The organism is Sphingobacterium spiritivorum, from assembly GCF_016725325.1.
GTDB lineage: Bacteria > Bacteroidota > Bacteroidia > Sphingobacteriales > Sphingobacteriaceae > Sphingobacterium.
In genome coordinates this window covers 4780569-4804812 of sequence record NZ_CP068083.1, presented here as the reverse complement: position 1 = coordinate 4804812, position 24244 = coordinate 4780569, and the positions used below count along the sequence as shown (strand labels likewise).

25 protein-coding genes are annotated in these 24244 nt (G+C 39.2%); 9 read left to right on the top strand and 16 right to left on the bottom strand.

The features are described 5' to 3' along the window. Positions 1 to 112: 112 nt before the first annotated feature. Positions 113 to 754, top strand: a complete 642-nt coding sequence (locus I6J02_RS20220; RefSeq protein ID WP_201679563.1) for a hypothetical protein — start codon at positions 113 to 115, stop codon at positions 752 to 754. Between the two features lie 16 nt (positions 755 to 770). Here I6J02_RS20220 and arr read toward each other — a convergent pair whose 3' ends face one another. From arr to I6J02_RS20200, 4 genes are all read right to left on the bottom strand, one after another. Beyond that, positions 771 to 1199, bottom strand: coding sequence for an NAD(+)--rifampin ADP-ribosyltransferase (gene arr, locus I6J02_RS20215; protein WP_201679562.1), 429 nt, complete (start codon positions 1197 to 1199; stop codon positions 771 to 773). 52 nt (positions 1200 to 1251) lie between these two features. Further along, on the bottom strand, positions 1252 to 1815 hold the full coding sequence (locus tag I6J02_RS20210; RefSeq protein ID WP_201679561.1) for an RbsD/FucU domain-containing protein: 564 nt from the start codon (positions 1813 to 1815) through the stop codon (positions 1252 to 1254). Continuing rightward, positions 1812 to 4523, bottom strand: coding sequence for a GH116 family glycosyl hydrolase (locus I6J02_RS20205; RefSeq protein ID WP_201679560.1), 2712 nt, complete (start codon positions 4521 to 4523; stop codon positions 1812 to 1814). Before I6J02_RS20205 ends, I6J02_RS20210 begins: the two co-directional genes overlap by 4 nt. A 360-nt stretch (positions 4524 to 4883) precedes the next feature. Then, entirely contained in the window at positions 4884 to 5750 is an 867-nt protein-coding gene (locus tag I6J02_RS20200) for a DUF6265 family protein (protein ID WP_201679559.1), read from the bottom strand. Between the two features lie 159 nt (positions 5751 to 5909). On the opposite strand from I6J02_RS20200, the gene I6J02_RS20195 reads away from it, so the two are divergent. Beyond that, positions 5910 to 7250 (top strand): MutS-related protein, encoded by a 1341-nt coding sequence (locus I6J02_RS20195; protein WP_201679558.1) that lies wholly within the window; start codon positions 5910 to 5912, stop codon positions 7248 to 7250. A 33-nt stretch (positions 7251 to 7283) separates the two neighbouring features. Here the strand turns inward: I6J02_RS20195 and I6J02_RS20190 are convergent, their stop codons facing one another. From I6J02_RS20190 to I6J02_RS20160, 7 genes are all read right to left on the bottom strand, one after another. Next, positions 7284 to 8594 carry a tetratricopeptide repeat protein gene (locus I6J02_RS20190; RefSeq protein ID WP_236582196.1) on the bottom strand — a complete coding sequence of 437 codons (1311 nt, stop codon included), beginning with the start codon at positions 8592 to 8594 and terminating at the stop codon, positions 7284 to 7286. A 5-nt stretch (positions 8595 to 8599) separates the two neighbouring features. Further along, a complete protein-coding gene (locus I6J02_RS20185) occupies positions 8600 to 8950 on the bottom strand; it encodes a DUF2200 domain-containing protein (protein ID WP_201679557.1) in 351 nt (116 codons plus the stop codon). 47 nt (positions 8951 to 8997) lie between these two features. Next, positions 8998 to 9663: an SMI1/KNR4 family protein gene (locus I6J02_RS20180; RefSeq protein WP_201679556.1), complete on the bottom strand. Its 666-nt coding sequence runs from the start codon at positions 9661 to 9663 to the stop codon at positions 8998 to 9000. A gap of 146 nt (positions 9664 to 9809) precedes the next feature. Next, positions 9810 to 9986: a hypothetical protein gene (locus I6J02_RS20175; RefSeq protein WP_201679555.1), complete on the bottom strand. Its 177-nt coding sequence runs from the start codon at positions 9984 to 9986 to the stop codon at positions 9810 to 9812. A 36-nt stretch (positions 9987 to 10022) separates the two neighbouring features. Next, positions 10023 to 10526 carry a hypothetical protein gene (locus I6J02_RS20170; protein WP_201679554.1) on the bottom strand — a complete coding sequence of 168 codons (504 nt, stop codon included), beginning with the start codon at positions 10524 to 10526 and terminating at the stop codon, positions 10023 to 10025. Positions 10527 to 10804: 278 nt separating this feature from the next. Continuing rightward, positions 10805 to 11359: a DUF1697 domain-containing protein gene (locus I6J02_RS20165; RefSeq protein WP_201679553.1), complete on the bottom strand. Its 555-nt coding sequence runs from the start codon at positions 11357 to 11359 to the stop codon at positions 10805 to 10807. An 86-nt stretch (positions 11360 to 11445) separates the two neighbouring features. Beyond that, positions 11446 to 12096, bottom strand: coding sequence for a metal-dependent transcriptional regulator (locus I6J02_RS20160; protein ID WP_236582195.1), 651 nt, complete (start codon positions 12094 to 12096; stop codon positions 11446 to 11448). 120 nt (positions 12097 to 12216) lie between these two features. Here I6J02_RS20160 and I6J02_RS20155 point away from each other — a divergent pair, with 120 nt between their 5' ends. Genes I6J02_RS20155 through I6J02_RS20135 form a run of 5 tightly spaced genes read left to right on the top strand, consistent with a single transcriptional unit; the run spans position 12217 to position 16394 of the window. After that, positions 12217 to 14484 (top strand): TonB-dependent receptor, encoded by a 2268-nt coding sequence (locus I6J02_RS20155; protein ID WP_236582194.1) that lies wholly within the window; start codon positions 12217 to 12219, stop codon positions 14482 to 14484. 10 nt (positions 14485 to 14494) lie between these two features. Beyond that, positions 14495 to 14968, top strand: coding sequence for a thioredoxin fold domain-containing protein (locus I6J02_RS20150; protein WP_201679550.1), 474 nt, complete (start codon positions 14495 to 14497; stop codon positions 14966 to 14968). 10 nt (positions 14969 to 14978) lie between these two features. Then, positions 14979 to 15146: a hypothetical protein gene (locus tag I6J02_RS20145; RefSeq protein ID WP_201679549.1), complete on the top strand. Its 168-nt coding sequence runs from the start codon at positions 14979 to 14981 to the stop codon at positions 15144 to 15146. Positions 15147 to 15153: 7 nt separating this feature from the next. Further along, positions 15154 to 15558 (top strand): hypothetical protein, encoded by a 405-nt coding sequence (locus I6J02_RS20140; RefSeq protein WP_201679548.1) that lies wholly within the window; start codon positions 15154 to 15156, stop codon positions 15556 to 15558. A 20-nt stretch (positions 15559 to 15578) separates the two neighbouring features. Next, positions 15579 to 16394 (top strand): ZIP family metal transporter, encoded by an 816-nt coding sequence (locus I6J02_RS20135; protein ID WP_201679547.1) that lies wholly within the window; start codon positions 15579 to 15581, stop codon positions 16392 to 16394. A gap of 70 nt (positions 16395 to 16464) precedes the next feature. Here the strand turns inward: I6J02_RS20135 and I6J02_RS20130 are convergent, their stop codons facing one another. Genes I6J02_RS20130 through I6J02_RS20120 form a run of 3 tightly spaced genes read right to left on the bottom strand, consistent with a single transcriptional unit; the run spans position 16465 to position 18310 of the window. Further along, positions 16465 to 17004 carry a YfiT family bacillithiol transferase gene (locus tag I6J02_RS20130; protein ID WP_236582193.1) on the bottom strand — a complete coding sequence of 180 codons (540 nt, stop codon included), beginning with the start codon at positions 17002 to 17004 and terminating at the stop codon, positions 16465 to 16467. Positions 17005 to 17030: 26 nt separating this feature from the next. Continuing rightward, the gene (locus I6J02_RS20125; protein WP_236582192.1) at positions 17031 to 17573 is read right to left on the bottom strand and encodes a dihydrofolate reductase family protein; all 543 of its coding nucleotides are present in this window, start codon (positions 17571 to 17573) and stop codon (positions 17031 to 17033) included. Positions 17574 to 17587: 14 nt separating this feature from the next. Next, positions 17588 to 18310, bottom strand: coding sequence for a hypothetical protein (locus tag I6J02_RS20120; protein WP_236582191.1), 723 nt, complete (start codon positions 18308 to 18310; stop codon positions 17588 to 17590). A gap of 283 nt (positions 18311 to 18593) precedes the next feature. On the opposite strand from I6J02_RS20120, the gene I6J02_RS20115 reads away from it, so the two are divergent. Both I6J02_RS20115 and I6J02_RS20110 read left to right on the top strand, forming a co-directional pair. Continuing rightward, on the top strand, positions 18594 to 21662 hold the full coding sequence (locus I6J02_RS20115) for a SusC/RagA family TonB-linked outer membrane protein (RefSeq protein ID WP_201679545.1): 3069 nt from the start codon (positions 18594 to 18596) through the stop codon (positions 21660 to 21662). 11 nt (positions 21663 to 21673) lie between these two features. Further along, the gene (locus tag I6J02_RS20110; RefSeq protein ID WP_201679544.1) at positions 21674 to 23290 is read left to right on the top strand and encodes a RagB/SusD family nutrient uptake outer membrane protein; all 1617 of its coding nucleotides are present in this window, start codon (positions 21674 to 21676) and stop codon (positions 23288 to 23290) included. A gap of 141 nt (positions 23291 to 23431) precedes the next feature. On the opposite strand, the gene I6J02_RS20105 is transcribed toward I6J02_RS20110, so the two are convergent. Continuing rightward, positions 23432 to 23644 (bottom strand): helix-turn-helix domain-containing protein, encoded by a 213-nt coding sequence (locus I6J02_RS20105; protein ID WP_201679543.1) that lies wholly within the window; start codon positions 23642 to 23644, stop codon positions 23432 to 23434. Between the two features lie 2 nt (positions 23645 to 23646). Next, entirely contained in the window at positions 23647 to 24183 is a 537-nt protein-coding gene (locus I6J02_RS20100; protein WP_201679542.1) for a DUF2975 domain-containing protein, read from the bottom strand. Positions 24184 to 24244 lie beyond the last annotated feature (61 nt).

The window sequence follows — 24244 nt, the reverse complement described above, 5'->3', positions numbered from 1 at the left end:
TACGGATTTAAGTCCCTGGACTACAAATTTATAACAGCTCCTGACGAATCTGAAAAAGGATAATTAAATAAGCATATCCTGTAATAGATTTGTTCCATCAAACTTCAGCAATATGTCAACACAGGAAAATACGGGTTTAACTGTCCTTGAAAAAATCAAAAGCATAGCCATTGCCTTGGTAGGTACAGGGATGACGGTCAAAGGATTTACGTACTTTACTCCACAGCTCAGCTATGATATTCCACGGATATTAATTCCTGTTTATAAAATACTGGGACCAGTAGGATTAGCTGTTGCTATGACCATATTAGGATTGTTACTTCTGATATGGAGTTATTCCTTATGGAAGAAAAACAGCGGTAAAGGCATATCCTGGATCATCCTTATCTCCGTATTGATCTTGTCAATCGTAGCAATAATAATTACTGTCAGTAATAAAAATAGCAGTATGCCTGCTTCAAATGTACCTGTATCATCACAACCTACAGCTAATTCTGTAGCCACTGGAGATATGGAGGTTGTTTTTCCTCCTGTATTTGGAGAGGATGCTAAGCAGCAATATGAACAACTTATTCAAGAACTGGAGGATGCTATTGCATCAAGAGATGCCGGCAAGAGCTGGAGCGCATATAACAGAGTAAATGTATTTGTTGCAAGATTAAAGACAGATCAAACGGATCATAAACAGTTAGATTTTATTGTAACACAAACAAAAAGAATGGATAAGTACAATCAGCAGATAAAAGAATTTTAGGAAACAGGCCAAATCATTAATCTTCTATAGCTTCGATGCCCTGTTCTTTGAGTTTAGCCAGATGATCCCTCATAGCCAGAAGCTGATCCGGAGTATGTCCTGTCCAGTTTTCTACTTCACCGGTCACACGCAGCGGACTTTTAGTCCGGTATGATTTAGTCGGATTTCCCGGATATTTTTTGTCTGTTAAGTTGGGGTCATCTTCCATAGCGCCTGTAGGTTCTACGGTATATATTCTGCCTTTTAGCTCACCCACAGCCAGTTCAGCACCCCAAACAGCAGCATCTAAAGTTGCAGTAAGGTAGACATAACGAGCTTGTTTCCGGCTTCCGTAATTGGAATGAAAGCCGGCTTCGATAAGATCTCCCTTTTTAAGATCGGCCTTTGTACCATGGTAAAATTTCTGTTCGTCAGATTTATGTGCTGCTTGGTTATCTGTTTTCATAAGGCTCCTAAATAGAATAGAGAATTTTGATTATTTATACGCTGCTTTTCAATTACTTCATACGCTGACGCAATTGATTTTCACGATTTGCATCCCAGTATCTGCAATCTAGCTGAAGAAATACAGAGCTATATGGAATAGTTTGATTTGTTTTTATCACAAGAACCTTAAATAGCTTTGAAGACTGATCTAATAAGCGAAACACACTGTCGTGCGCCAATGTTTGGACTTCATTTCCTTCCATAGTTTTATTCAATTCTTTACGAAATTCCTCTACACCAGATGCTTGTTGTTCCGTAATATAGGATAATTCCTTATCCGTAAATGCTACAGGTCTAACATGGGTAGAATTATTTAGTTGTTTCATGACATAGTCCAGCACGGATGGCAGATTTTCATCTGCATAAATGTAATCGATACCACTGGATGATTGCAGGGGGTATGCTTTGTCGACAACTAATATCCAGTTGCGATGACCAAGCATAGGTAGCTGTTCCTGAAGCTCCTTTTGCCAGGTTTTAGTCTGTACTTCCTGTGGTTTGTCAGAAGGAGGGGGGTGGCAGCCTGATAATCCAAACGCCAAACCTATACCGAGTAAGTTAGTAACTATTTTCATGACCACATTACTTTTAGAAGATCTCCTTCTTTCAAGAGCAATTCTTCTTTAAAGGATAGTTTTACTTTTTCTTCATCATTATAAACTTTTGACACACTGACTAATCTGTCATTCAGAAGGACCTTGAGCCGTGATTTTTCTAAATTTAAACCTTTTGGTTTTCCAATTCCAAAGGTGTGTAGCGGCAAATCACCATAAATCACAGAAAGTATACTTTCATTTTTTTCTGCATTCTGTTTTTGTGCATACGAACCCCAAGCAGAGGCAGTCGTGTAAGCAGCTTTAAATTCTTCGGCAGTTATTCTCGGAGCAAAGGCTAAGTATTTTTTAGGCCCATGATATTCATATCCGCATGCACTGATAAAGGTGCCATAGCTCGCCATAGCTCTTGCATAATGATCGCTGCATTCTATCTCATTGAATGGATTTCTCCTGGCAGCGTGATAGCGATCGTGAATGACGCGAGTCAATATCAGGCTCTCATCCGTCATGCCTTCTGCCATCATATGAGCAGCAACCTGATGTTCAAAACCACTCATACATTCATGAAAATATCCCAATTGCCAGGTTTCATTATTTCCATAGGCCTTTGCTTCATTTTTTGGATTGGTGTTCATTACCATTCCGCCATCACCTGGTAGTGCATAAGGTCTTCCATTGAGATGTGTTTTGATATATGGCCCTACATCCATTGTAAAATTGTAGTCCCACAAGGCTTTCAGCGCAGATAAGGTTTTTTGCTTCTCATTGATTCGGGACATTCCAAGCTGGAAAGTCCAGGCCTGTCCATAGACCTGATCGATATGACAGGTATTATAAGACCCTAGTTTTGTTCTTCCGGATACTTTGTCTGGTCTGTGTATATAGTATTCACCATTGAAAAGCTCTTTGTCCATATTAACAGAGCCCAGGTGAACATATGCCGTACAACGTTGTTGAAAATCCTTGTCTCCGACCTCTTCTGCCATATATGCACCTGCTTTTATAGCTGCAAGACTCAGCCCTACAATCCAGGCTATTTCACCTTCCCATATAGCATCAAGGGTGTTTTCCATTGGGGTATCGGTCATGCCATCTCCATTTTTATCCTGGTCGATGAGGAATTGAATAGCCTTTTTCAGATTAGTCCAGTTTCTTTTCAAAAAAGTACTGTCTCTGGACATCTGATGGTCGCGATAGAAGCGTAATATCACACCGGCCTGTCCATCTATAGCAGGTCTATGCTCATATTCTGCTCTGAAAATAATAGCACCTGACTCGGGTCTAAATCCAACACCCAGGTCAGTTGTTTCCCTCAAGTTTTGCTCCAGCTCAGGGAATATGCGTCCCATAGCCTGTCCATATTGCCAGACATGTGTACAGGTGCCGGCGCATGCGCCTACACCTTCCCAACCCCAAAAGCGTCCGGAGTTAAACCGGTATGTATTGGCTGTAGCCAAAGTGCCGATATTAACAAAAGTGCGGTCTAAAAACCAGTGCGGGAGGGTGGAGTCGTTCCAGGCCTTAGCCCATTGCAAGGTGGTTTTATTCAGGAATTCGTTGTTTTCGTTATAATAACGGAGTACTGCATGTGCATCTTCGAATCGCTTTCCATACCAATAACCTTCCTGTGCATCTTTCAGGCGTTCCCGCAATTTTGGGTGAGGATTGTTAAAGTGCCAGCTTACAGCATATGAAACAGAGGTCGTATCAGTTGGATGGATTTCACGTTTGACGGATAAGCTTCCAACCTGTAAATCTGCAAAACTGACATTATTGTTGTTAACAGTCTTCATTAATTGAATAGGTTCAATAGGCCAGGATGGTACACTGCATGCTGCAACAGCTTCAGATGTATTGCAAAAGAGTCCCATTGTTCCATTATCTCCAGCCTGAAGATCCTTATCCGGTACCAGTTCGCAAGTAAATAAAATAGATTGGGCATTTTTCATTGGTCTTGCAGTTGCAACTTTACGGACCGTATCATAATCCTTACGGTTTTTATGTACTCCGTTTTCTAGCCAGCCGCTGATTATCACTTCGAGAGATTGTGGTGTTTTGTTCTTAATATCCAGGTGGAATGAAGTCAGTGGTAAAGCTGAATTATCGGCATCCAAAGGGATAAATGGAGAAAATGCGGTCATTACAACTTCTACCGGGAAACTTTCGCTGCTGTAAGTTACTTTACAGATTGGGTAAGAAGGTTCAAATGTGATTTCGTCCCAGTGGTCTTCCCGAAGTTCTTTTACCCATTGTTTTCCATTATAATTAACTGATATAGCAAATCCCTGCTCTAAAATCCGGAGGTTATCGGCAATAGCAGGTTCAATATATGCTGCTCCGTCCCGGGGACGTATGTTAACCTGTTCCTTACCATTGTTCCATTTCACAGTTTTTGTTTCTATACCTTCCTTTGTTTCTTCGTAGGTTTCATTATATATCTGCCATAACCATAGCCTGCCATCACCACCGATATAAACTGTTCCGGCATGTAACCCACCCACAGGCATCCCAATATATCTCAACTCATTTTTGGATTTACGATATTTGATTGATTCCCCGCGTTCATACAATGAAGATAACCATGCAGCATCTATATTCTTTTCCACCGGAATATTATGTACAGGCTGTTGCCAACCGAATATACTGGTGGACCATGCCGGGAATTGTGTGGCGAATACACCTAAACCTATTAAGCCTGAATTTTTTATAAAGTCTCTTCTGTTCATATCTTATTAAATGTTGTGCATCTGCTTAAGTAAATGATTCGGGTATTAGCCAGATCTGGTGCAGACTTTTGAAATGGCTCAATCAGTCATAAAAATAAAAAAATAATCCACATGTTAATGTAACAGATGTGATTGGTTTTCAATCTCTTATTTAGGTTGTTTTCTCTCCTTTTCAAGGAGAGATGCCCGCAGGGCAGAGAGGTTAAAAGCTACTACAAAGCAGACATGGTTAAATTGTTGTTGAGGACAGCAACAAACGTACACAACGCGTTTGCAGGTGTCCTCACCTGCAACAATGCAAAGGCACAAGCACCGCTAAGCTTATGCTTGCGCCAGATAAAGTCATATAAATGACACCACCTACGGATTCTTTCTCCAAATTTTATCTGAGGCAGGCAGATATTCCGGTAAAGCAGCCGATCCGTACCAGTTAAATAGTTCTATATCCAACAGGCCGGCTTTTACAGCCGGATCTGTTTGCAGGATTTCTTTTGCTTCATCAAGGGAATTGATATTGTTTAAGATAAAAATACCCCGGTAGTTGCTTGTATTTTTGCCTAAAGGACCAGCTACAATTAGCTTACCCTGTTCGACCAGCCGATTGATGTTTTGAAGATGTCCTCTAAAGCTTTCATTGATAAAAGTTTTGTCAGTTGTGTTGTTTGTACCTGTTTTCAATATAACAAGTATATACTTTTTCATTCCGTAATCGTCTCCGCCCAGTTTTTTTGCAAGTATTGCATCATAATTCTTGTTGGATGTAGCTGTATCTTGCTGTGAAGTAGTAGAATAAGTCAGGTTATGCATCTTAAATCCAGACTCTTTCTGTTTCAGGTCAGAGATCCGTACTTCCACTTCCATATCGGATAGCTTCTTGTAGATAATCTGTTTAGGAAAATCATGTTTAAGATTTTCAAAGATTAACTCCCCATCCTTTTTTTTCATCGTAAAAGAAACTGGTTTTCCCAGATTTTGATTGACTACAGTAGCGGTATAAACAAGGTTATCCTTGATCTGTGTCAGTTCCAGATATTCTGTTATGTTCATCTGGCCATCTTTCATCTTATACGAAAACCCTTTCAGCGTATTATCATTCAGCTGATCCCAATGTTCATAAACCTCTGCATTATCTACTTTCCACGTTCCTTTTAAAAAAACAGGCAGGAGCGATTGACCAAAGCATGGTACCACAAAGAACCAAAATATAAGTGCTAGAATTGCTTTCATAACATAGGATTATGGTGTGCAATTTATAAATATTTTGTGGTTTAACCTCGTAATCTTTAAAGACTGAATATCTTCAAAAAGCACCTTCCTAAGATCTTATAAAGAAGATAATACAAAGTGTAAAATCATTTAATTATATTAGTGTTATTACTTATTGATATGTTCAGAATTGATAAACAGACACTTTCGGATTTAAATGCTCTGGATTGGAACTCACGGAGTCTTTTAAGATTTTTCAATCACACCCTTACTATTGGAGGGAACGATGTGCTGTATGGTTATTTTCTATATCCGCTCGATGATGTTGAGGAGATCAGACAAAGACAGGAGGCAATAGCTCATCTGGCAGGCTGCAATATAGATTCTTTTTTTGATAAATACATGATGATTGATCTGGAACGCTATCTTAGTCTTCCCGGTGAGTTACATTCAGACAGTCCGTTGCCTTATTATCTGGAGAAGATTTCTACCAATTTCATGTCGAAATCCTATAAAAAAGAACGAATTCTGATTAAACGATCGGTAGCAGAGATAGCTATGATTATACTAAATCTGAGAGCATGGTTAGAAGAAGTTCTTGAATGTGAAAATCCTGTCGGAATATTAAGGACCTATAGCGATACGCTTAAGGATTTATCTGTTGATTTATCTGTTGATGAATTACAGACCCTTTCAGATGGAAAGAGTTCCATTCATCTTATTATTAAATATGATTATTTATTCCGGAATTTGAAAAGAAGTGAAGTAAAGGAAATATTCACTATATATTATAGTATTGATGCATTAAGAAGTGTTGCTAAGTCTTTTGATAAGGTAAATATGTCTTTTCCTCACTTTTTAACTGATCAATCAGGAAGCATGCTTCTCCGGATAAGCGGACTCTATAATCTGGCTCTTGACAGTCCTGTAAAAAACAATATTGAAATAGAAAACTGTAAGAATATCTGGTTTTTGACAGGTGCAAATATGACGGGTAAATCAACCTTATTAAAGAGCATGGGGTCTTCCATCTATCTGGCTCACATGGGATTTCCGGTTCCGGCAAAAAGTATGCAGATTCATCTGTTCAGAGGATTGATGACTACTATTAATTTAGGGGATAACCTGGCTTCCGGATACAGTCATTTCTTTAATGAGGTCTATCGTGTAAAGCGCATAGCAGAATCTATTAGAGACGAAGGGAAAATGATCGTTATGTTTGATGAACTTTTTAAAGGAACTAATTATGAAGATTCTTATGAAGCAACAAAAAAACTGATTGAAAGTATCAGTAAGTTGAAGGGTAGTATTTTTATAATTTCAAGTCATATAACAGAACTTGAAGAGGAATTAAATAATAATGAACGAGTTGCCTTTAAATACTTAAAAACAACGATGGAAGATGATGAAGATGTTTCCTTTACGTATCAACTTGCAGAAGGTATTGATAGGACAAAACTGGGAATGTGGTTTCTGGAAAGGGAAGATGTGTTTAAAACATTTGAAAAAATCAAGTCCTGAACATATAAATATGAGTTTTGATTTTTTCTCTTTCTAATTCTCAATATATCCTTTGCTGAGTATTTCAGTTAATCGTTTTCTTGCGGTATTATTAGGCAGATCTTTTATGATTCGCAGCAGTATAGGAGCGGCTTCTTTTTGTTCTTCCTTTGTTTTGAAAGCGTTCTGAAAGCAGGCAAATGTTTCCTGCATATACCCGAATTCTTCTTTACCCTGTTGAAATTCTTTATCACTGTATACTTTTCCCTTTTCAAAAAGGTCATTAAACCGGGAGGTCAATGTCTGGAGTTGTTCCTGATTTATATGTCTGTCTTTATGAAGATAAGCACTTATAAAAAGTCGGAGGGAAGCAAAATACTCAACTGCTTTAACCTTCTGTAGTTCTTGACCACTAAGATTCCCTTTATTGTTCATAAGGCCTTTTGCAGACTCCAAAGCACCGGAGTAATCTTTCAGGGTATAATACTGAAACTGTATTTTTTCTACAGGGCTGACATCCGCTATTAAACTGTTGAACAATTTATTACATATTGTGGCAGAATAACCATAGATACTGCAGATATTTTCATCTTTAAAAAAGGAATTCACAGTTTTAGTTCTTGCCATTTCATCTGCTGACTGACTTGCCCACAGTTCTCTTAATCTGGCAATGTATATATCAATTTCTTGCTCACTTAAATCCGGAGAAGTCAGTCTGAATGCATAAGCAATTACAAGTCGTCCCTTTTCATCTTCGGCATCTAATGTGACGAAATCATCATTAGCGTCATAATTAGTCAAAAACTGTTCGTAGCTGTCTATACATTGCTGATATAGCTTTTTGGCCATATAGCATCTTCCGTATAAGGTGAGAAACGCATTGTTTTTTTCTATTGTTGCATTATCCATTATTTTCAGACATTCATCATATTTTCCCAGATTCTGAGCCATAGATGCGGCATTCCACAGTTGGATGCCGGAATCTTCCATGATGGAATATGCTTTTATTGCATATTCGTATGCTTTTTCGTTGTCCTGGAGATTGGAGTAGCAGGCTGAAAGATTGGTATAGTATAACGCAATATTTTCTTTGTCTTCAGGATCACAGTACAAGGCGGCCAGACGGAATTTTTCTTTAGCTTTTTGAAAGTCATTTAGTTCATACTGACACAAGCCTGCTTTGCATAACAGGTAGCTGTTATTTTCTTCCTGCAGTAAGAGCTTTTCATACGCCTGCAGAGCTTTTGTGAATTCTTTTTCTTCGTAGAGACTGTCTGCAGCAGAAACCGTCCATGTATTTTGAGCAGTCAGTGAAAGGCTGATAAACAGAAAAAAGAAAAGCAGGGAATATTTAATCATCATCATAATAATTACTTGCGCAGGATTTTTTCCATAGCCTTCCCTTTTGCCAGTTCATCTATGAGCTTATCCAGGTAACGTACCTTTTGCATAAGCTGATCTTCGATCTCTTCGACCCGATATCCGCAGATGACTCCTGTTATTTTGGAAACATTAGGATTGAGCATTGGTGCCTCAGCAAAAAAAGCTTCAAAATTAGTTTTATTATCAATCTGTTTTTGCAGGGCTTCGGGGCTATAGCCTGTAAGCCAGCAGATGATTTCATCTACATCAGCTTTTGTCCGGCCTTTTTTCTCTGCTTTTTGAATATAGTGCGGATATACTCCTGCAAATGACATTTTATATACTCTTGAATTATCCATGTTGAATAGCTATTTGATGTTGTTCATTAAAAATAGTTGTTTGTATTTTAGGAGTTTTTTAAGGTAGCCAGTTCCTGCAGTGCATTGTCCAACCACTTCTCGTACCAGTCCAGGAATTGAATTCGTTCTGTATTACCTAATTCTACAGAAGGGTAGAGGCCGGCATCATTTGTCCGGTCATCTGTCCAAATATTTCCTTTTTCATGTCCGTTTACAATCAGGCTTATATAAACTCCACAACCATAATCAGCTATATATAATCGGCCGTAATCGTGTTCTTCCGCACCGATAAGTTCCCACTTCTCATCAAATAACTTTTCTTCCAGTTCTTCATCTCCTGCTTCATATGCCTCCTCTATGCGATCGTACAACGCTTCTAATTCCTCTTCGACATTCCATGCTTCTGAATGAGGAAAAGGTTTGGAGAGATTAAAATAAGTAACATTACCTGCATTATCCGAAAGATTTATACGGCTTTCCTGCAAAGGAAATAGTCCGTAGAATGGACCCGCTCCACCATTTCCCAGCTGTGTCAGAAACAGTACATAATCCTCAGGTAAAGCCACCTCATTTTCGGATTCAAATGCTCTGATTTCAACCATAGATAATGGTGCATGTAAGGTATATGCATGATTATCGGCTCCAAACAGTTCCAAATTAGTATCTGTTTCCTTTAACTGCTGTAATTTGGTTCGTATTCTTTCAATTTGCATATATTATTCATTTTGAAATCTAAATATAAGGAATTTACTAAAGCAGATCGGCAGACAATGATGTGTATCAATTGCATCAGACTTTAAAAGAATAAGTTCACAGGTTTGGCATCCTGTGAACTATCTTCATCACAATTTTTAAATCACTAGTGATCTAAAAGCCACTTTACACCAACAACAAGCATAACAATGACAGCTACAATATATTTAATTTTAATAACCTGACTTTTTCTGTAGCTTATGTAAATTCCTGCTGCCATAATCACAGCTATGGCAATAATGAACCATCCAAAATTAGACGCATCCCCAAGTTCTATTTGCATAATGAATATAATTTAGGTTAATAGTATATTTTTATGTTAGTCTTTCTGAATAGTGACATTCGTTAGCTGATAAGCAAAATTATCAGCTCTTCTGTCTCCTTCTTCTTTTTTAAGTTCATTGTATGAGACCGTTCCTGTGATCTTAAACTGCGTATGCTCATTCAGATTGTATTTGTTTCCGTCTTTATCGTAAACATAAAAATCTTTGAGAGTATAATTTTTCTGATCATCAGCGACATCCATTACGACCGTGTTTTTGTCTGTCCCGATTGGTAAAACAACATCTGTCACAATAAATTTTTCAGAACTTATAGCGTGAGGTTTCACGACAAAGTGCATTCCTAGTGTTTTTGACCTGCCGGAAGAAAAAGTAAAAGTCGGTGCATCGAATTCACCGGTTAGTTCTATTGTCTTGTTTTGATTTTCATAATTAGACTCCAGTGCTTTCACAGTATCAACAGATGAACCGTTGCAGGAAGATAGCCATACAGCACCTACTGCTGTAATAAATAAAGCCGGGAAAATAGATTTTGTTTTCATATTATATTAGCTTTCAGTTGTTTATACTATCAAATATAGTAAACAAATAAACGTGAAATACTGCTGTTTAAAATTTGCAGCGGTTGGACTAATATTCGTATGAAAAACAGATTTTTTTGTGAGAGGTTACAATAGGGCTAAAGAATTATTGTAACCTATAAACATTTTCAATCTCGTGCTCTAAACAGGTTTATTGAAAACAGTTGGTTGGGACACCAACTTACGCAATAGTTCTTTTTGAATTATTACTCTCCTGCACAGATAACCGGATAAGCTATCTACATCTTTTTTAAGATCTTTTCGAATGTATTCATATTGCGGGAAGTAAATGTACTCTTCATATCTTTCCTTCCTAATATCTTTCCGAATTCAGAATCGAGGGTATTTCCTTTAGGAACTTTCCAGTAAAAATTATTTCTGACAATACGACCTTCTTCACGTTCTGCTTTTGCAGATTTCTGAAATGCTGCCATTAATGAATTTTCAATTTCTGCGATTCCGACAAAACTGTAAATGTGTACATCAGCCTCCGTTTCAAATGGATTCTGTCCGGTAATGGTTTCGATTTCGGATTTGTTTTTTACAAATAAAAAAGCTTCATAAACGAAATAATCGGATAGTGCTTTTTCCAATACAACCTTGATATCATCGGCTTTTTCTTCTGTTGTAAACAGAATATTGCCGGAAGCCAGCACAGAGGATACATTTTTGACCCCCGCTTTTTCAAATACAGCGCAAACATCCGCCATTTTCATAGCGGTACCTTTGACATTTACCCCTCGCAGAAATGCACAATGTGTAGGTTTTATATCCGATAACGGTTTTTTTGTCATATTTCTGGCTTAACCCTGTTCTTTATTTTTATTAGTCTGTTGTACTAAAAGAGCATTAGCAATATAGACGGCTTGGTATACCCTTATCAGGAGACCAATAATTTGTCCGTCGCAATCTTACTTAAGACAACAGGTTTACCTTCCTGAATACTTACCGTCATATTGCCATCGAATGTTTCTCTGCTCTGCACCTTTATCTCAGCTGTGAGATGGATGTTTTTAGAATTCAGGTATTGTAAAAACTCCTGAGAGGAATCTCCGATCGCCATTAAGCGCACTGTGGAGCCGGAAGCAATCTCTGTAAGTGATTTATATTTTGGAGTTATGACCTTTCCATTTACATCCGGTATAGGAGAGCCGTGCGGATCAAATTTGGGAAATCCCAGTAATTCATCCATTTTATCAAAAAACTTGGTCGATTGTATATGTTCGATCTGTTCCGCAATCTCGTGTACTTCTTCCCATCCGAAGCCCATCATTCTGGCAAGGAACATCTCAGTCAACCGATGTTTACGCAGAATCATAGAAGCCTCTTTTTTGCCCAGAGCTGTCAGCCGAATCGGTTTGTAGCTTTCATAGTGTACCAGACCCTTTTCTGCAAATTTCTTGATCATACCGTTGACAGTAGGCATTTTCAGATTGAGCCGCTTGCTCAATTCATTGATACTGACCTCTCCGTGACTATTTTCAAGGGATAACATGGATTTGAGATAATTCTCTTCTGCAGCTGAATACATATTCAAAAATACAAAAAATATAAATATACAGAATATCATCATTGTTAGTTTTTGATAAAATATTTGTTAGCTTATACTAACTTTATATATTTGCAATAACTAATATTTATGAAAGTGCAAATGAAAACAATTAAAATAAATCTTATGCTGGGCTTATGGAGTCTCGTTCAGCTATCTTTCGGACAGAGTGGAACAGTAAAGGGTAGGATCAGAGATCAGCAGGGCAATCCGATGAATGCAGCGAGTGTGCGTATATTGAAACAGGAGGGAGGTACATTAACAGATTCGTCAGGAAATTTTTATCTCCCCAATATTCCTTTCGGTAACTGGCAACTGCAGGTTACATCTACCGGATTTAACCCTAGGCTTGAAACATTGATACTGAATAAAGATCATCCTGATGCAGACCTCCGGCTCGTACTGAGCCAAACAGATGCCACACTGGAAGAAGTTGTCGTGACAGGCACTATGCGTACTGTAAGACGACTGGACAGTCCTATACCGGTGGAAGTATTTACACCGGCTTATTTTAAAAAAAATCCAACTCCGAGTCTTTTTGATGCTGTGGGCATGATCAACGGGGTGAAACCTCAGCTGAACTGTAATGTATGCAATACAGGTGATATCCATATCAATGGAATGGAAGGCCCATATACCATGATTCTGATCGATGGAATGCCTATTGTAAGTGCTTTATCTACTGTCTATGGTCTGAGCGGCATACCGAATAGTCTCGTTGAGCGTCTGGAAGTAGTCAAAGGACCAGCTTCCTCTTTATATGGTTCTGAAGCTATGGGAGGTATTATTAATGTCATTACCAAAAATCCTGCACATGCACCCCGCTTTATGCTGGATCTGTTTGGTACGACCTGGGGAGAAGGGAGTTTTGACGGAGGGACTTCTTTCAGAGCTGGAAACGCTACTTCGATGCTGGGCGTTAATTATTATAATTTTCAACAAAAAACGGATCACAATAAGGACAATTTCACAGATATGACCTTACAAAACAGAGTCTCGGTTTTCAACAAATGGAAGTTTGACAGAAAGGATAATAAACTGACAAGCATAGCCGCACGATATGTGTATGAAGACCGATGGGGAGGAGAGATGAACTGGAATAAGTCCTACAGAGGTAGCAGCGATGTATACGGAGAAAGCATATACACACGCAGGGCAGAAGTAATCGGAATCTACGAGTTGCCTTTAGCAGAAAAGATCACTACACAGTTTTCGTATAACTGGCACGATCAGAATTCCTGGTATGGTGATTCTCCTTATATGGCCACACAGAAAGTAGGATTTGTGCAGGCCTACTGGGACAAAGAGTTCATACCCGATCATAACTTCCTGTTAGGTGCATCTTACCGCTACACCTGGTATGATGATAATACGCCGGCTACAGCATCCAAAGACGGAGCGCATAATCAGCCTGCCACCACGCCATTGCCGGGTGTATTTATTCAGGATGAGTGGAAGGTGAGTGATAAACATACTGTTTTATTAGGATATCGCTTTGACCATGATCAACATCACGGGAGTGTACATTCACCACGCATAGCCTATAAACTATCACCGGATAACAAGCAGACTATACGTGCCAGTTTCGGAACCGGATTCAGAGTGGTCAATCTCTTTACAGAAGACCATGCAGCCCTTACTGGTGCCCGTGAAGTGGTGATAGCAGAACAGCTGAATCCGGAACGCTCTTATAACAGCAATCTGAACTACAATCTGCGTGTGGCTGATGAAAACTTTTTTATGGGGCTGGATATAACCGGATTCTACTCTTACTTTACAAACAAGATTACAGGTGATTTTGATACGGATCCCAATAAGATTATTTATCAGAACCTGCGTGGACACGCAATTTCAAATGGTATTTCTGTCAATACAGACTTTAAATTTAATTTTCCTTTAAAGATTATGGCTGGTGTCACGTTGATGGACGTCTATCAGAAACAAAGAAATGAACAAGAACAAATGCAACGCGTACAGCAATTGCATGCACCGAAATGGTCCGGCAATTTCATAGGGACCTATTCTTTTCCTAAAGGTTATGTTGTGGATCTTACGGCCAACTGGACAGGACCTATGCGCTTACCTGTACAGCCTGATGATTATCGGCCTGAATACTCACCATGGTTTTGTATTGCTAATATTCAGGCAACAAAATCACTGAAGCATGGGGTGGAAATCTATGGCGGAATAAAGAATCTTTTCAATTTTGTGCCGAAATATCCGCTGATGAGACCCTTTGATCCATTCGATAAGACGGTGGATGATCCCGTGAATAATCCATATGGATACACCTTTGATACCGAATATAACTATGCTTCCATGCAGGGTATCCGTGGTTTTCTGGGTATCCGATACAATATATTTAAATAATTGTATATAAATGAATAATAGTATTCTATATAAAGTAATAGTGTATGTTTTGATGATGCTGTCTCTGCACGCAGAAGGACAGTTGAAGAGCATTCCTGTTCAGAATATACCGGATAGTGTGCAGGTAAATGGAAAACCCGTTATCCTGTTGATCAGCACGGACGACTGCGGATACTGCCGTATGCAACAGCAACAATTACAACACAGAACGGACGTACAACAATTGATGAGGGAGTTTAATTACACAACTTTAGATGCCGGAACAAAAGAGAATATAGTGTTTAATAAACAGCTCTATCGCTATAAATCTCAGGAACATGTGCACGAATTAGCAGAATACCTGGGTATGGATGAGAAAGGGCACTTGTCTTATCCCTGCTGGATTATACTCAATAAGAACTATGATATTATATTCAGATATCAGGGTTTGTTAGCACCTGCAGATCTGAAGAATGTATTAGAAAAATCAATAGAAATAAATTAATCATTATACAATGGAATATGTACTGCAAGTGTTGGAAAATGAAAGAAAACAACTTCGTAAAATACTGTATGAAGAAGATCTGATGAGAAGAAATATGAAAAAAGCTACTTTTGCAATGAAAAATATCAGAAATCTGGAGATTGCCATCAAATTATTGAAAAATAAATTAAAAAACTGACGGCAATATGAATACGAATATTTGTTTGAAAATCGAAGCCGAATGGCAGCATTTGACCGGATATGCAAATACAGATTTCCACAACGGAGCATTTAAGGAAGCATTGAAAAGTTATCAGTTGGCACTCGATAAGGCCGTACAATTGACTCATGAAGAGAAATCATGTAGTTTTGCTGAAATTCCATATATTCAGATCTACATTATTTCAATTAACAACCTGGTGCATACATATGAAGAGCTTGGGCAGTATGTCAAGTGTAAAGAATTGCTGAAGCGTGTGGTCGATTATCTGAGCTATATCAGGCAAAATGAAATTACAGATCAGTTCGTTGCCGGATTGGAATTAAGAAGGGCGCAGGGATATTATCATATGATGTCTACACGATTGGATCAGTTGCATAAACAGAAATAAATAAAAACATAAGTCATACAATGGACGAATTAATAAGTTATTTATCCGGTATAGACCCGGTATTAGCGGCTCTTTATGCCGGATTGTTTACCTGGGGAGTTACAGCAGCAGGAGCTGCGTTGGTATATCTTTTTAAAGATGTAAACAAGAAGTTGCTGAATGGTATGCTTGGATTCACAGGAGGAGTGATGGTGGCGGCGAGTTTCTGGAGTCTGCTTAGTCCGGCTATAGAAATGAGTGGAGGAAGCGGATTTTCCAAAGTTGCGCCTGCAGCAATTGGTTTTGTACTGGGAGCATTATTTATATTCGGACTGGACAAGCTGATGCCTCATTTACACATTAACTTTAAGCAATCTGAAGGCCCTAAGTCATCTCTTCAGCGTACCACTTTGCTGACAATTGCTATAGCGTTGCATAATATTCCTGAAGGATTGGCTGTGGGTGTGCTTTTCGGTGGAGTAGCCGCAGGAGTTCCTGAGGCCAGTATAGGTGGTGCTGTATTGTTGGCTATGGGAATCGGTTTACAGAATTTTCCGGAAGGAATAGCCGTGTCTATGCCGCTGAGAAGAATGGGATTGTCCCGTTGGAAAAGTTTTACATACGGACAGCTATCAGCTATTGTCGAACCGGTATTTGCGGTGTTGGGCGCTATGGCAGTAGGTTTTTTTATGCCTATACTTCCGTATGCACTGTCATTTGCAGCAGGAGCAATGATCTTTGTCGTGATCGAGGAAGTGATACCGGAGACACAGCAGGAACAACATTCGGATATTCCAATTCTGGGATTTGTGATCGGATTTGTAATAATGATGATGCTGGATGTGGCACTTTCCTGAGGACATGTTGCTTATTCACAGTTGTTACTAAAGCGTAATCCGTTGTGAATAAGCAATATTTTTGCTTTATTTATAGATGATCACCTTCTTTAAACGTTCCTTTTGCAATCCGGATATGTGCCAGGTGATGTTCAGCATGCCAGGCATAGATGCCAATATTTGTTTTTAATGAAATAAGAGCTTTCGATTCCGGATGTCTGAATTGTTTTTCCAACTCTTCCGGTGTCAGGTTTTTTATCAGGACTGTCCATCTTTCATGGAGTCCTTCCAGAATCCTGACCGAGCACATAACATCTACTTTGCCGGAATCCGGCAATTCGGCCCACAGATCTTCCGCATAGGCCTTGATAGTCGGTGTATCTTCTGTCAGGGCCAGTTTAAACCTGATCAGACTATTCATATGACTATCTGCACAATGATGTACCAGTTGTCTTATTGTCCATCCTCCCGGCCGGTAGCTTTGTTCCAGTTCCTTCTCCGATAAATCGACAACTTCTTCCATTAATTTCTGAGGAAAGGATTCCAGTATTTTTAGCCAGCCATCTATAGTTTGCCGGTCTATATCTAAAGGCGGAATAAATTTCCCGATCGGATAGCGGAGTTTATCCATATGATGCTGCACATGTCAATGATTTCTTATTTCTGTTCATAAATAAGTTGTACAACACCGGATTTGAATGTATTGGTCCGGATAAGATTCAGTTGCACACGGTCTTTTAAATTTTCAAATAGAGGTTTACCACTTCCCAGCGCTACCGGATGTACAGAAATCCTGTAGATATCGATGAGTCCCATTTGTATAAATGACCGTATCAGGCTGGCTCCGCCGTATAACCAGATATCTTTTCCACCCTGTGCTTTGATCTCAGATACCTTTTGTGCAATATCGGAGTGAACAAAAGTTGCATGCTCATCTATTCTGGTCTGACTGCTGAACACAATCTTTTGTTTGCTGTGGATATCATTCCATAACTGTTTTTCTACAGGTTCAGCATCTATTTCCGGTTGATAATTACCCCATGCGTCATAACTGACACGACCGTAAAATATAGTATCAATACCCGACATAAACCCGGCAAAGTCCATGTCCTCATCCATTATGCACCAATCGATTTCTCCGTTGGGGCCTTCAATAAATCCATCTAAAGTAACAGCCAGATCTAAAATTATTTTCTTCATATTTATTTGAATGCTTAACAGCCCATCGGAACGTTTATAGTAATGAGTTTGGTGACGGGTTTACCATTATCTTTATGTTGTCCGGTAATACGCAATTGATATCGGCTGATCCATACAGCACTTGGATATTCATTGGGAGATTTTATACTTTCAATTAGTTTAAACCAATCCCTGCCGCAGTGTTCTTTTGCTGCCCGTTGCAGATCTTCTATCGCTACATCCGGAAATTTTGTATAATCTGCTTCTGTATAGCTGTCACATATAAACTGCCCTTTGTTGTTCAGCTTTAAGGGGTTCCATTCGGAATAAAAATGCTTCCATTCTGTCAGATCACAGTGCGGACCCTCATTCATAATCGTGATACTCGTTTCATAACGCTGTTCAACTTTCAGTCCAGTCAGTTGACTGTCTGATATACGGAGAAGCTGTCCTTCTATAGTTTCTCCCATTTCAGCTCCGATTTGTACAGAATCTGTGTTTCGGATAGCTGTCGAACGATCTTCTTCGTATACGACCAGCCGATTAAATGTGACCGAAAACTCGTTGAATCTGAGCCGCGTTGCTGTATCCGGACTCAGCTCTTCAGCAGGTTTTAATTCATTGCTGACCACACTGTCCGCAGACATAGTGTGCTGTTGTATAGTTTCCGTTTTGTTCGTTGAAGACGAATTGCAGGAGCAAAATATACAGAGTGCAGAAAGGATAAGAATAGAAGGAAGTATGTTCATAATACTCATTTGGTATAAATATAACATTAATGCTTTGGTTTGGATAGCATAAAAATAAAATTCCTTCTGTTGCAAATACTGTGTGTTTTTTGATGTCTTGAAAATAAGTTAAGGGACTTCCTTATTTCTTTTTGCAGCTAAGGAGAGGATATGTTACGGTTATAGTATTACTACTTCGAACTAAATCGTTTTCGTGATCTGCGCAATCGGTTGTGCATTGGTTAGCTCTGTTGCTATGCCTACATTTACGTGAATAAACTGTGAATATATTATAAACAAATTATCAAATTTTATGAAAAGTAGGTTGCTATCAGAGCGGTACCAGCACAGGCTTTACTGGAAGCTGTTAATGTTGAGCCCGACACTCATTTTCGCCGTCCCTAATCAGTCCTTTGCATCGAAAGTAAAGACTGAAACTAATTTTTATTCCGTAGCATCCCAATCTACTCTTTCCGGAACAGTAAAAGATGAAGGTGGGAATCCCTTATCAGGTGTGACGGTGACAGAGAAGGGAACGCAAAATTCTGCCTCAACAAATAATGAGGGTAAATTTGAATTAAAGGTTACATCCGGTAGTGCGATACTGGTCTTTACCTTTATCGGATACGAGAATATAGAATTACCTGCTTCGGCAGTAGCTTCTGTGGTCATGAAATCGGCTAATGAAGCATTGGAAGAAGTAGTGATCGTCGGCTACGGTGCACAGAAAAAATCAGATCTGACAGGTAGTATTGCTACGGTATCTTCTAGATCATTGGAAAATATCAATTCACCGAATATCGTGGACAAACTGCAGGGTAAAGTATCCGGATTGAACATCAATACCGGGAATGCACGTCCCGGTACAACAGCGTCGCTTTCTATCCGTGGTGAAAATTCGATTTCGGCATCAAATGATCCGTTGATTATATTAGACGGAATTCCTTTCAGTGGTTCACTGGGAGATATTGCTTCCAATACCATCGAGAACATATCGGTATTGAAAGATGCTTCTTCCACTGCTATCTACGGATCCCGTGCCGCAAACGGGGTTATCCTTATTACTTCCAAAAAAGGTATGGCCGGTAAACCGCGCATGAGTTACAACGGATATTTTGGTGTGCAGAATGTAGAACGCAGACTTGATCTCATGAACGGGGCTGAATACATTCAGTTTATGCGTGATTATCAGATCTCGAAAGGCAAAACAGGTGAGCAGTTGAATCCTGAAAATTACCTGTTTGCCAATGTATTGCAGCAATACAGAAAAGGAGAAGAAGTCGATTGGCAGAATGTGATCTTTAATGATAATGCTGCGGTTCACGAACATCAGTTGAGTTTTTCAGGAGGAAGTGACAAGTCAGACTATTATGCGTCAGTTGCTTATCTGAATCAGGACGGATTGGTGAAAAACACACCGTATGAGCGTTTTAATTTTAACCTGAACCTGAATCAGCACCTGACATCATGGATGAAACTTGGACTGGCTGTACAGGCTTCTCAAGGTAAACGTAACGGTGTACAGCCCTCTATCGATAATGCCGTAAAAATGAGTCCTTACGGAATCAACAGAGATGAAAATGGCAATATTGTAACCTATCCGATGTATGCACAAACCTTATATCCGCATCCTTTTGCGGACGAAAACGGTATTAATGATGATATCAAAAGAACAGTATACGCCAATACTTTTCTGGATGTCAAATTACCGGTCAAAGGACTGAGTTTCAAAACTACTTTCGGAACGAATTATCAGAATATGGAACAATCTTACTACTACGGTTCTAATACACTGAACGGTATGGGAGTAAGAGGTAAAGGTGAAATATACAATAACAATAGGTATGACTGGACCTGGGAAAATCTCCTGACATACGACCGGTCATTTGGAGATCATAAACTGAATATTGTCGGATTATATTCTGCATCAGAGTCTCAGGAAAAATGGTCCCGTCTGTATGGAGAAGACTTTGTCGCAGATGTAGGATACAACAATCTGGGATCAGCTGCCAAAAACCAGAAGATAACTTCCGGTCTGACCAATACGGCACTTATCTCGTATATGGGAAGAATCAATTATGGGTATAAAGAACGCTATTTATTGACATTGACAGGCCGTTCGGACGGTTATTCTGCATTCTCTAAAAATGATAAATATGCATTTTTCCCATCTGTAGCAGGAGCCTGGGTGATTTCAAAAGAAGATTTTTTTACCTCAGAGTTGATCAATACCCTAAAACTGAGAGTTTCTTACGGTAAAAACGGTAATCAGGCTGTAAGTCCTTACCAAACATACAACCGCTTATCCAAAATAGATTATCTGTTTGGTGATGGCGCTACTGTATCAAATGGTCTTGTTATGAATTACAATGGAAGAGGGAGTACAAACCTGAAGTGGGAGACGACCAACTCTTTAAACATAGGTGTGGATTTTGGTATTTGGAATGATCGTATCAGTGGTAATATAGACTTCTACAACGCTAAGACTTCAGATTTGCTGATGAGTCGTCTGGTACCTGTTATGAATGGATACAATACCATTATGAGTAATATCGGACAGACTGAAAATGTCGGTATAGAGTTAGGTTTGAATACTAAAAACATTATCAAAGATGATTTTACATGGTCATCCAGCATTAATTTCGCCTATAACAAAAATAAGATTGTACAGTTACGGGGCGATGGGAAAGACGATCTGACAAATGCGTGGCTGATCGGTCAGCCTATTCGCGTATTCTACGATTATAAAGTAATAGGGGTATGGCAGAAAGAAGATGATATTGCGAACTCTCATCAGCCGACTGCAAAACCGGGAGATGCGAAGCTGGCGGATATCAACGGAGATGGCAAGATCACAGCAGCAGACCGTACTGTAATGGGTAATAAAGTACCCGTCTATACATTGGGCTTCGGAAATGAATTTACGTATAAAAAATTCTCCCTTTCTGTATTTATGAACGGCGCATTTGATGTAACAAAAGAAGATAACTTCAAAAATATCGAACGTTTCCTGCCTAATAACGGAGCTAACTACCTGGCAGATATGGCGTACTGGACTCCTGAACGTCCGAGTAATGACATTCCGTCTCCGGGATACACACCTGTGAATAACCACAGCTATTATCTGAATGCTTCATACTGGAGAATCCGTGATGTATCATTAGGATATACCTTTAGTGGTGAGCGTCTGGAGAGACTTAATATTGGTTCGATAAGAGCATTTATCAATGGACGCAATCTGTATACGTTCACCAATGTAAAAGGATTCAATCCGGAAGCATTAAATGTGAGCACCGTTACAGGAAACCCGACCAATACCAATATCCTGTCTCCATATCCATCTGCGAGAACTTTCTCACTGGGTGTCAATGTACAATTTTAACGGTTTAGATCATGAAAGCAATTAAGAATATAACATATTTATTAGTAGCTACAGCAACACTTTCAGGCTGTAGTAAAGATTTTTTAGATGAAGATACAAGCGGGTTTCAGGCTCCTGACAATACGTATACCACTACAAATGGTTTTGAAACCGGACTGACAGGTTTATACGCTTTTGCCAGACTGGAGTTCCAGACCTGGACCAATGATTTCTTTACTCAGGGTGCTACACCTCAGGAATCCCTGCAGGTAGGTACAGATATTGTCGCTATTAAGACTACAGGTACAGACGCTACTTTGGCACCGTTCTCCAACTACACCCTCAATCCGGCTTCCAGTTATGTACGTAATTACTGGAAATTCAGCTACGGACTAATTGGAAATTCTAATCTGATCCTGACTGCTCTGGATAATCCGGATATCAAATGGACAGATCCGGTAAATGATCCGAAAAGAGTTCGTGCTACAGCAGATTTCTTCAGGGCTTACGGATATCGTTATCTGGTGAGTCTGTATGGAGATGTGCCATGGGTGGATAAAGTGTCGGAAACACCGAGAACAGATTTTACAAGAACTCCGAAAGCGGAAGTGCTGCAGCATATGATTACGGATCTGCGCTATGCATCCGAAAATCTTCCGGATAATCCGAATACAGTCGCAGACGGTAAACTGACGAAATGGGCAGCCCTTCATTATCTTGCTGAAGCATATTTATGGGCAAATAAGCCGGATTCGGCTATTATCGCAGCTAATGCGGTAATCAATTCAGGTTACTTTAAACTGAATGATCAACGATTCGGAGCAGAAAAAGATAATGCAGGTGATTATTTTCACGATATGTTTATCGAAAAAAATCAAAACCGTAAATCCGGAAATCAGGAAACTATCTGGGCAATACAGTTAGAATACAACAGCCAGGGAGGTGGAGATCTGTATACGGACTGGAGCAAACGTGCATGGGTTCCGTTTTACTCGCAACAAACGGGTTTTGTATTAGCAGATTCGTTAGGTGGCCGTGGTCTGGGACATATCCGTCCGTTTGACTGGTGGTTGAATGGTTATGAAGCTCAGGATGTGCGTAATTCCAAGTATAATATTAAAAGAGACTGGTACCATAACGATCCGAAAAGTCCGCTTTTTGGTACTAAACTTAATATTACACAAGAAATCAAAGAATCCGGTAACGTGTTTGCCACAACGACCAAATTCTTCTATGGCAAAACTGCGGACAATCCGGCATTTGAAGGTAATATGAAAGATCGTGTAAAAGTACGTCTTGCAGAGACATATCTGTTACTGGCTGAAGCTTATCTGCAGAAAAGTAATCCCGGATTAGCTGCCGATGCTATCAATGTGGTAAGAGCAAGAGCAAAAGCTACACCAGCCTCCGCTGCACAGGTCAATGTGGACTACCTTCTTGATGAAAGAGCAAGAGAGCTTTTAGGAGAAGAGATGAGAAGAATGACACTTTCCAGATTTGGAAGAGAAGTGTTTTTGAGAAGGGTAAAAGATCTCAATACACAATCAAAAGCAGCAATTAAAGAAGGAAATGAGCTATGGCCAATTCCTCAGGAAGTAATCGATGCTAATTCTGATGCTGTTTTCCCACAGAATCAAGGTTATAATTAATACAACCATCATATCAGGTATAAGAGTCCGTTAGTTAAGTGCTAACGGACTCTTTTATTAATGGGGGCTGGCTCCGGAAATTGACAGCAGGAATCGGTCTCTTCGTATATTCGGCCCATAATTATTCCTTTCATAACTTGATTACAGGGGATCTTCTACGTATTCAAGAATGTCTGCAGGCTGACAGTTGAGCGCTTTGCAGATGGCGTCTAACGTGCTGAAACGTATAGCTTTGGCTTTCCCTGTTTTGAGAATAGAAAGGTTAGAAAGCGTTAGTTCTACTTTTTCTGACAGCTCGTTGAGCGACATTTTTCGCTTTGCCATCATTACATCTAAATTCACAATGATTGGCATAGTTAAATCGTCAGATCGTTTTCAGTTTGTAAATCAACTCCTTTTTTGAAAATAGTCCCGATAATATAGACTACAGCTCCCATCAGAATAAATGCTTCCCCATCGGTCCAGAATTGCTCTAAGTTACCGGCAATACTATCATGATGCACTAATCTTTTGGTGATTTGTCCGCCAATGTAAACCAGCAGTCCTGTGGAAAGCGTATAATAACTAATCAATAGAATCTGGCGGGAAACTAAACTGTTGAATGGTTTTGTTAAATCTATCTTATGCATGAGTTCCAGGACTATATAAAACAGACTTGTCTTTAAGTAACAAATAGTTAAAATAAAGCCGTAGATTCCATAGAAACCAAATTTATTCTCTTTATACATCATCGTTAAGTCCAGCTTCTGATAAAGCTTAGGGACAAATTCGGGTTTGAAAATGCTGAAAAGAAGATTTACAAATAAGCCAATCATTTCAATGAATAAACCGATAAAAATTATCCATGTGATGATATACAAGGCTTTAAATACGAAGTTATTTGTTTTTGACATAACCTTTAAGTTTATAATAATATGGTAAATGTAATAAATAATTATTGATAAACAATAAATT

Excerpts from the sequence above, each read along its gene's own strand:
- I6J02_RS20220 (WP_201679563.1), top strand. The coding sequence starts at position 113 with ATGTCAACACAGGAAAATACGGGTTTAACTGTCCTTGAAAAAATCAAA.
- arr (WP_201679562.1), bottom strand. The coding sequence starts at position 1,199 with ATGAAAACAGATAACCAAGCAGCACATAAATCTGACGAACAGAAATTT.
- I6J02_RS20210 (WP_201679561.1), bottom strand. The coding sequence starts at position 1,815 with ATGAAAATAGTTACTAACTTACTCGGTATAGGTTTGGCGTTTGGATTA.
- I6J02_RS20205 (WP_201679560.1), bottom strand. The coding sequence starts at position 4,523 with ATGAACAGAAGAGACTTTATAAAAAATTCAGGCTTAATAGGTTTAGGT.
- I6J02_RS20200 (WP_201679559.1), bottom strand. The coding sequence starts at position 5,750 with ATGAAAGCAATTCTAGCACTTATATTTTGGTTCTTTGTGGTACCATGC.
- I6J02_RS20195 (WP_201679558.1), top strand. The coding sequence starts at position 5,910 with ATGTTCAGAATTGATAAACAGACACTTTCGGATTTAAATGCTCTGGAT.
- I6J02_RS20190 (WP_236582196.1), bottom strand. The coding sequence starts at position 8,594 with ATGATGATGATTAAATATTCCCTGCTTTTCTTTTTTCTGTTTATCAGC.
- I6J02_RS20185 (WP_201679557.1), bottom strand. The coding sequence starts at position 8,950 with ATGGATAATTCAAGAGTATATAAAATGTCATTTGCAGGAGTATATCCG.
- I6J02_RS20180 (WP_201679556.1), bottom strand. The coding sequence starts at position 9,663 with ATGCAAATTGAAAGAATACGAACCAAATTACAGCAGTTAAAGGAAACA.
- I6J02_RS20175 (WP_201679555.1), bottom strand. The coding sequence starts at position 9,986 with ATGCAAATAGAACTTGGGGATGCGTCTAATTTTGGATGGTTCATTATT.
- I6J02_RS20170 (WP_201679554.1), bottom strand. The coding sequence starts at position 10,526 with ATGAAAACAAAATCTATTTTCCCGGCTTTATTTATTACAGCAGTAGGT.
- I6J02_RS20165 (WP_201679553.1), bottom strand. The coding sequence starts at position 11,359 with ATGACAAAAAAACCGTTATCGGATATAAAACCTACACATTGTGCATTT.
- I6J02_RS20160 (WP_236582195.1), bottom strand. The coding sequence starts at position 12,096 with ATGTATTCAGCTGCAGAAGAGAATTATCTCAAATCCATGTTATCCCTT.
- I6J02_RS20155 (WP_236582194.1), top strand. The coding sequence starts at position 12,217 with ATGAAAACAATTAAAATAAATCTTATGCTGGGCTTATGGAGTCTCGTT.
- I6J02_RS20150 (WP_201679550.1), top strand. The coding sequence starts at position 14,495 with ATGAATAATAGTATTCTATATAAAGTAATAGTGTATGTTTTGATGATG.
- I6J02_RS20145 (WP_201679549.1), top strand. The coding sequence starts at position 14,979 with ATGGAATATGTACTGCAAGTGTTGGAAAATGAAAGAAAACAACTTCGT.
- I6J02_RS20140 (WP_201679548.1), top strand. The coding sequence starts at position 15,154 with ATGAATACGAATATTTGTTTGAAAATCGAAGCCGAATGGCAGCATTTG.
- I6J02_RS20135 (WP_201679547.1), top strand. The coding sequence starts at position 15,579 with ATGGACGAATTAATAAGTTATTTATCCGGTATAGACCCGGTATTAGCG.
- I6J02_RS20130 (WP_236582193.1), bottom strand. The coding sequence starts at position 17,004 with ATGGATAAACTCCGCTATCCGATCGGGAAATTTATTCCGCCTTTAGAT.
- I6J02_RS20125 (WP_236582192.1), bottom strand. The coding sequence starts at position 17,573 with ATGAAGAAAATAATTTTAGATCTGGCTGTTACTTTAGATGGATTTATT.
- I6J02_RS20120 (WP_236582191.1), bottom strand. The coding sequence starts at position 18,310 with ATGAGTATTATGAACATACTTCCTTCTATTCTTATCCTTTCTGCACTC.
- I6J02_RS20115 (WP_201679545.1), top strand. The coding sequence starts at position 18,594 with ATGAAAAGTAGGTTGCTATCAGAGCGGTACCAGCACAGGCTTTACTGG.
- I6J02_RS20110 (WP_201679544.1), top strand. The coding sequence starts at position 21,674 with ATGAAAGCAATTAAGAATATAACATATTTATTAGTAGCTACAGCAACA.
- I6J02_RS20105 (WP_201679543.1), bottom strand. The coding sequence starts at position 23,644 with ATGCCAATCATTGTGAATTTAGATGTAATGATGGCAAAGCGAAAAATG.
- I6J02_RS20100 (WP_201679542.1), bottom strand. The coding sequence starts at position 24,183 with ATGTCAAAAACAAATAACTTCGTATTTAAAGCCTTGTATATCATCACA.